Here is a 511-nt window from a genome sequence, read left to right on the forward strand (position 1 = left end):
TATATGATTAGTGAATATAATTATATGAAGCAGCTTGGCTCGCAGAGATTGTACGTGAAGTGACAACACCTGCACCGTGACCGTAGTTCATTTCTGAAACTCTGATTGAACCATTGCTGTTTACACCTTCAACGTATGCTACGTGTCCGTATGCACCTTGTGACGTTTGTAAGATTGCACCTTTAGCTGGTGAATTGTTTACTGTGTAACCAGAACGTGCTGCAGCGTTTGCCCAGTTGTTTGCGTTACCCCATGTTGAACCGATTTTGCCACCTACTCTGTCAAATACATAATATGTACATTGACCTGAAGTGTATAAGTTACCAGATGCTGAGCGAGCGTTTGATAAAGATACACCGTTTGATGATGGTGCAGAAGTTGTTGTAACGTGAACATTACTACTTGATGTTGAATAGCTTGCGCCTAAACCACCAGTCGGTTGAGTTGTTCTTTGTGATTGCGTGTTATTTGATTGATAGTTGTTGTAATTGTTGTAATTACTGTAGTTATT

At 40.3% G+C, this 511-nt stretch carries 1 protein-coding gene; it reads right to left on the bottom strand.

Features of this window, described 5'->3' with window-relative positions:
• Positions 1–7: 7 nt before the first annotated feature.
• Positions 8–511: CHAP domain-containing protein (locus HMPREF2663_RS07725; protein ID WP_070846143.1), on the bottom strand; the 504-nt coding region annotated here is incomplete at its 5' end.

It is taken from the genome of Staphylococcus sp. HMSC077D08 (assembly GCF_001837945.1).
GTDB classification, from domain to species: Bacteria; Bacillota; Bacilli; order Staphylococcales; family Staphylococcaceae; genus Staphylococcus; species Staphylococcus epidermidis.